General features: G+C 48.5%; 6 protein-coding genes and 1 pseudogene. 4 read left to right on the forward strand and 3 right to left on the reverse strand.

Going from position 1 to position 6,218, the window contains the following annotated elements:
• The 3 genes and pseudogenes from lacNas_RS00100 to lacNas_RS00110 form a co-directional block, all read left to right on the forward strand.
• Positions 1–156, forward strand: a pseudogene (locus lacNas_RS00100) (RNA-guided endonuclease TnpB family protein); the annotation flags it as partial.
• Positions 157–525: 369 nt separating this feature from the next.
• Positions 526–1,203: a ribonuclease H family protein gene (locus lacNas_RS00105; RefSeq protein ID WP_201330014.1), complete on the forward strand. Its 678-nt coding sequence runs from the start codon at positions 526–528 to the stop codon at positions 1,201–1,203.
• Between the two features lie 23 nt (positions 1,204–1,226).
• The gene (locus lacNas_RS00110) at positions 1,227–1,535 is read left to right on the forward strand and encodes a rhodanese-like domain-containing protein (RefSeq protein ID WP_201330013.1); all 309 of its coding nucleotides are present in this window, start codon (positions 1,227–1,229) and stop codon (positions 1,533–1,535) included.
• Between the two features lie 54 nt (positions 1,536–1,589).
• Here lacNas_RS00110 and lacNas_RS00115 read toward each other — a convergent pair whose 3' ends face one another.
• The 3 genes from lacNas_RS00115 to lacNas_RS00125 are packed head-to-tail and all read right to left on the reverse strand — an operon-like array spanning position 1,590 to position 5,535.
• A complete protein-coding gene (locus tag lacNas_RS00115) occupies positions 1,590–3,347 on the reverse strand; it encodes an ABC transporter ATP-binding protein (protein ID WP_201330012.1) in 1,758 nt (585 codons plus the stop codon).
• Entirely contained in the window at positions 3,347–5,074 is a 1,728-nt protein-coding gene (locus lacNas_RS00120) for an ABC transporter ATP-binding protein (protein ID WP_201330011.1), read from the reverse strand. Before lacNas_RS00120 ends, lacNas_RS00115 begins: the two co-directional genes overlap by 1 nt.
• On the reverse strand, positions 5,071–5,535 hold the full coding sequence (locus tag lacNas_RS00125; RefSeq protein WP_201330010.1) for a MarR family winged helix-turn-helix transcriptional regulator: 465 nt from the start codon (positions 5,533–5,535) through the stop codon (positions 5,071–5,073). The genes lacNas_RS00120 and lacNas_RS00125 overlap by 4 nt, the downstream gene beginning before the upstream one ends.
• A 188-nt stretch (positions 5,536–5,723) precedes the next feature.
• On the opposite strand from lacNas_RS00125, the gene lacNas_RS00130 reads away from it, so the two are divergent.
• Positions 5,724–6,218, forward strand: a 495-nt coding sequence (locus lacNas_RS00130; protein WP_280515417.1) for an NAD(P)-dependent oxidoreductase, incomplete at its 3' end; no start/stop codon positions are given.

The following is a 6,218-nucleotide window of genomic DNA, read 5'->3' on the forward strand; positions in this document are numbered from 1 at the left end:
CTTTACGGAAACAAGAAACATGGTACTAAACACAATGAGTACGTCTGCTATAACGAAAAATGCCCGAACTATGGCATAGTCGTAGATCGGGACAAGAATGCGATGCTTAGCCTTCTAGCGCTGGTTGAGCATCCAGAGTTAAATCATGCGCTATAAATTTAAAAGAAAGGAGAGTTAATGGCTAAGGCCTTGGCCTTAGTCATGCGGGTTGGCTGTACCCGAGGATTGGCGAGAGCCTTTCCAAGAAGTTGCAAGAGTGGTGCTTCGGTGCCTGCGCTGGTCAATGCGGTTACCCCCTTGTTGGGATATCGGAATACCGGTGATGACGGCAATAAGAAAAATGTCTGTATCCATGTCTTTGGACATACGTAGTCAAAAATTACTATTTGGCTACATTGCACACATTTTTTGCAGCAGACCGTGCTTGTTTAGAAATACGTATTATGTCATAATATTATTAGATTTATTAAACAAAGTTGGCTTAATAGAAATTTACTTGGCGATTGATACAGAAAGGGAAAACTCATGGACCACTATAATTATTACGCTTACAAAACATATGAAAGAGAAGGTATTGCTGAGTCTTGGGATGAATGCGAGGAGGCGACTTCAGGCGTATCCAGCGCGGTATTAAAAGGCTTTTTTACGCGCGAAGATGCTGAAGAATTTTTAAATTCCAAATATACTAATCCCGACAGTGCAGAGTATTCAAAATTTGACACCGTTGTATATACTGTTGGCGGTTCCAGAAAAGATGGCGGAAGAGCTAAGGTTGATGCTAATACCGTCTGCGGATCAGCGTATCTGATAGAAAACAAGAATAAGGAGATCAATCATCGAGAAATCAAGCCCGATAGGGGTAAGACTAACAATTTGATGGAGATTACTGCCGTCAGAGATGCGTTAAAAAACTTACTTGAGCAAAATCTAAACACTGGCAAAATCCTATTCGTTGTCGATTCAAAATACGCGTTACACACTAGCGATAGTACTTGGTTTGCACAAGAGCGTTGGAACGACACACATCGCTGGGAAAAGAACTCCGAAGTATGGAAAGAGATCAAGACGCTGATTGATAATTCCAACTGGGATATCACCTGGAAGTGGGTTTCAAACAACAGTGGTGAAGAAGGCAATATGGAAATTGACAAAGAATTGAAGCAAAAGTTGGATGAGCTAGAGGCAAAAGAAAGAACTAAATAAGCAGCAAACTAGGGGTAAAGAAAATGGATCAACTTCAAGAAAATGACATCAACAAAGGCGTAGCTGAATTTCACAAAACGCCTCATGCCAAACTGCTCGATGTTAGAGAAAAGGATGAATACGAGGCAGGGCACATCCCGTCAAGCATCAATATTCCCTTGAGCAGGATCGTGGCAGCCAGAGAAGAGATCACAGATCTTGATACACCGCTGTTTGTTCATTGCCGCAGCGGCAACAGAAGCGCTCAGGCAGTTGACCTGCTTAAACAAATGGGCTTCTCCAATGTCAAAAATATCGGCGGAATTGTCGACTACCGCGGTGAAACCGAATAAAACGAGATGAAAAAAGACACCTATCACTTTTTCGTGACAGGTGTCTTTTTAGCTTTATTCAAAAGCCATCTGGCTGGTGTAGAGCTGGTAGTAGAAGCCGCGCTTCTTGATCAAGTCAGCGTGTGGTCCTTCTTCAATGACCTTGCCGTCTTTCAAAACGACGATCTTGTCGGAATTCAGGATCGTCTTCAAGCGGTGGGCAATCACGAAGCTGGTCCGGCCAGCGATCACGTTGTCCATGGCCTTTTGGATCTTTTCTTCAGTAACCGTGTCGACGTTGCTGGTTGCTTCGTCAAGAATCAAGAAGGCTGGATCGACCAGGATCGTTCTGGCAATCGACAAAAGCTGCTTTTGCCCAGTTGAGAAGTTGGCCTGGCCGTTCTCAATCGGCGTGTCATACTGCTTTGGCAGAGTCATGACAAAGTCGTGCAGCTGGGCTTCCTTGGCCGCGGCGATGACTTCGTCCATTGACGCATCCGGCTTGCCGTAGCGGATGTTGTCAGCCACCGTCCCAGAGAAAAGGACTGAATCCTGAAGCACGATCCCAACATTGCTCCGCAGGTTTTCCAGCTGCAGGTCGCGGACGTCAGTGCCGTCAAAAGTTACAGCCCCGCTGTTTACGTCATAGAAACGGTTGATCAAGTTCATGATCGTCGTTTTACCAGACCCTGTCGGACCAACGACAGCAACTGACTGACCCTTTGGTACCTCAATTGAAACTCCATGCAGGATTTCCTTGTCAGGCGTGTAGCCAAAGTGGACGTCTTCCAAGCGAACCGCGTCATCAATACCGGAGATGGTCTTGCCGCCTGGAACCGTGTTTTCTTCATCTTGCTCTTCTACCGTCTCAAGCCGGCGGGCACCGGTTAAAGCCAATTGCAGCATGGAGTAGATGGAAGTCACTTGCGTCAAAGGCTGGAAGTAGGTCCAGGAGTATTCGGTGAAAGTCACGATCAAGCCCAGACCGGCTGCCTGGCTGACCTGCTTGGTCATGATCATGTAGGCACCGGCAGCAATCACGATGGCAAAGTTCAATAGTGAGAAGCCGGTAACCAAGGGGTTAAGGATGCCTGAGTAGAACTGGCCCTTGAACATGGCTTCCCGCACCTTAGCGTTTTCCTTTTTGAAGCCGGCAACTGACTGCTCACGCAGGCCCTGGGTGATGATCACGTTTTCCCCGTTGAGCTGTTCATTGATGTAGGCATTGAGCTCGCCAACCCGGTCTTGCTGCTTGTCCAGGTGAACGCGGGCTTTTTTCATGATGATCCAGCTCAAAAGCAGGATCAATGGGGTAGTAGCCACAACGCTGAGGGCCAGCTTCCAGTTGATGGCGAACATCACGATGATGGTGCCAAAAAAGAGCAGGGACTGGGAAATGATTTCGAAAAAGGCGTTGTTCAGAGCGTTGAAGATGTTGTCCAGGTCACTGTTGAACAAAGACAAGATCTGCCCGTCCTGGTGGCTGTCAAAATAGCGGATAGTCATCCGTTGGAGTTTGCCAAAAAGCCCCTTGCGCATGTCATTGTTGGCATTGGCGTTGAACTGCGTCATCAGCATCCAGGCGATGTAGGTGGCAATGGAATTCAGCGCGTAGAAACCGGCCATCAAGGCCAGAGCTTGGTAAAAGACGGTGAGGGACCCTCTGCCTTTAACAAAAGCAGACAAGTCCGTGACTGCCCTGCCTAAAAGAGACGGGGCGATTACCTGGGCGATAGTCGCAATCAAGTAGAAGACGACTGAAATAGCGATTGGCTTCTTGTAGTTTTTTAGATATTTTTTCAGATAAGTGAGGGACTTTTGCTTGTCTGACATTAGAGCTCCTCCTTTCTTTCTTTGGCTTTCTGGGTCTGGTAGATTTCCTGGTAAACCGGGGAAGTCTTGAGCAGGTCCTCGTGAGTGCCTTCGGCAACCAAACGGCCTTCATCCAGCACCAGGATCTTGTCAGCATGCATGACTGAGACGATCTTTTCGGCGATCATGATCGTGGTCGTGTCTGGCAACTGCTTTTCAAGGGCTTCTTGGACCAGCTTTTCACTTTCAGCGTCCAGAGCCGAAGTTGAGTCGTCCAAGATCAAGATTGGACTGCCGGCGATGATCCCCCGGGCAATTGACAAGCGCTGCTTTTGCCCGCCGGAGAAGTTGGCACTTCTTTCTTCAACTTCATGGTCAAAAGTTTCATCGTAGCGCTGGATAAATTCGTTGGCTTGAGCCATTTGCGCTGCCCGTTCCAGTTCATATGGGGTTGCGTCTTTTTTGCCTTGGCGGAGGTTGTCAGCGATGGTGCCGGAGAAGAGGACGGCCTTTTGCAAGACATATGAGACAGTCTTGCGCAGGGCAGTTTCGCTTACCTGCCGGAGGTCGCTGCCGCCGATCTTGATCTTCCCGGTAGTCGGGTCATAGAGGCGGGCGATCAGTTGGGCCAGGGTGGATTTACCGGACCCAGTCGCCCCGACGATGCCGACCATTTGCCCTGCTTCAACTTCAAAAGAGACATGCTTTAAGACAGGCTGCTGGCCGTCAGGGTAGGTAAAGGAAACGTCATCAAATTCGATGGATCCCTTCAAGGCATCGTCTGGAGCTTTGTCATTGAAGACGACATCTGGCTGGGTATCCATGATTTCCTGAATCCGCCGCAAGGAGACGTTACCACGGGAAATCTGCATAACGGCCATGCCAACGAGCAGGATGGCAAAGAGCATGGTCAAGACATAGTTGACGTAAGGCGTGATGACGGAAACGTCTTGGGGATGCTGGAGAATGCTGGTTCCAAGCAAGTAGACCACTAAGCTGATAACCAGGTAGGAAACCAGCTGGGCACCAGGCAGGATGGTGGAGAACCAGTAGCCAACCTTGATGTTGACTTCATTTAATTCATCAGAATCCTTGTTCATTTTGGCAATTTCCTGGGAGCTCTGGTTGAAGGATTTAACAACCCGGACCCCTTGCAAGTATTCCCCAGTCCGCCCAGAGATCTTGTCCATGTACATTTGGAACTTGTCAAACATGGCGGTCATCTGCTTAACTGCCACGATGCCCAGGCCCATGATCAAGACCAAGAGAACGACGACTGCCCACCAGTAGCGGGGGATGGTGACGATGGCCATGATGATTGACCCGATTAGGATCAAAGGCATCCGGATCAGCTGCATGAAGATGGTCATGATCATGTTCATGATCTGCTGCATGTCGTTGATCAAGCGAACGCTGAGTGATTCCGAAGAAAACTTTTGGACATTAGCCAAAGAGAAGGTTTGGATCTTGGCATAGGTGTCTTCTCTAAGGTCGCTGACGACGCCTTGGGTAATCCGGGCGGCGTAGTATACGTTGAGAACACCGGTAAGGATTGACAAAAGACCCAGGCCAATCAAGATGGCGGTGTCACGGATGACAGCCTGCTGCTGGTCTGCCAGCAACTCATTTTGCACCTGCTGAAGCAGGCGGGGCTGGTAGAGAGTGGCAAAAACTGAAAAGAAGATCGTGATCAAAGTCGCGAAAACGTCCTTCTTGTATCGCTTGAAGTAGGGTAATAGCAGTTTCATTTTTCCTGTTTTTCCTCCTTTAAGTTTGCTATTTCATCGCTGAGAAGATCAGTCCACTCGTTCAGAATTTGGCAGGCCAAAGCTGCCCGGTCAAAGCCGAGCTTGTCAATGACCCGCTTTTCGATAGCCAGGATCTCACATTCTTTTTCCTGGGCATAGGCTTGTCCGGACTGGGTTAAGCTGCAGTACTTGACCCGCTTGTCCTGGTCGTTGGCAGTGATTTCCAGGTAGCCGCGTTCGCTGAGACTGTGGATCCCTTTGCTGATGGATTGCTTGGGAATGCCGCTGCGGTAGATCAGCTCTTTTTGCGCAAGGCGGGGATGGGTCAAGAGCTCATAAAGAATGATGCTCTCGTACTGGCTGATCCCCATCAGCTTGTCATACTGGCTATAGGCGTGATTGGCCCGGACACTGGCCAGGGTTACTAATTCTGAAATGCTTTCGTGTGTGTTTGGGTTCATTAAAAAAGTCTCCTCATGGACAATATCTAAAATATTAGTCTCTATGTAGACTAATGTCAAGGGGGATGCTTGGAAATAGCAAAATAATTTCTATTCTTGGCAAAGAAACGATAAAAATGAGATAATGTCATTGATGTATGCGCTTACTGAATTAAAGTGCTTGTAAAGTAAAAAGTTAAGGAGAAAAAATGAAGATTGTATTGATGGAGCCACTGGGTATTGAGAAGGATACCCTGGTCAAGCTGGCAGAAGCATTAACCGGAAAGGGACATGAATTTGTAGCTTACGACAGTTTTTCAACCGATCCTGAAGAGCTGAAAAAGCGGAGCGAGGGCGCGGATGCCTTGATTATCGCCAACCATCCCTTGCCGGGGGAAGTAATCCGGGCGGACAAGAATTTGAAGTTTATTTCCGTTGCCTTCGTTGGGATTGATCATGTTGACCTGGAAGCCTGCAAGGAGATGGGGATCAAGATCTCCAATACTGGTGGCTATTGCAACGATGCGGTGGCTGAATTGGCAGTCGGCTTGACCCTGGACTGTCTCAGAAACATCAGCGCCGGCAATGAGGCTGTTCAGGCAGGAAAAGGCAAGAGCGGCCTTCAGGGGCGTGAACTGGCGGGCAAAACAGTCGGCATTGTTGGTACCGGAGCAATCGGCTGCCGGACGGCAGAGATTTTTAAA

The organism is Lactobacillus nasalidis (assembly GCF_016587775.1).
In the GTDB taxonomy this organism is placed as follows: domain Bacteria; phylum Bacillota; class Bacilli; order Lactobacillales; family Lactobacillaceae; genus Lactobacillus; species Lactobacillus nasalidis.

Coding starts and splice junctions, on each gene's coding strand:
- lacNas_RS00105 (WP_201330014.1), top strand. CDS start 526: ATGGACCACTATAATTATTACGCTTACAAAACATATGAAAGAGAAGGT.
- lacNas_RS00110 (WP_201330013.1), top strand. CDS start 1,227: ATGGATCAACTTCAAGAAAATGACATCAACAAAGGCGTAGCTGAATTT.
- lacNas_RS00115 (WP_201330012.1), bottom strand. CDS start 3,347: ATGTCAGACAAGCAAAAGTCCCTCACTTATCTGAAAAAATATCTAAAA.
- lacNas_RS00120 (WP_201330011.1), bottom strand. CDS start 5,074: ATGAAACTGCTATTACCCTACTTCAAGCGATACAAGAAGGACGTTTTC.
- lacNas_RS00125 (WP_201330010.1), bottom strand. CDS start 5,535: ATGAACCCAAACACACACGAAAGCATTTCAGAATTAGTAACCCTGGCC.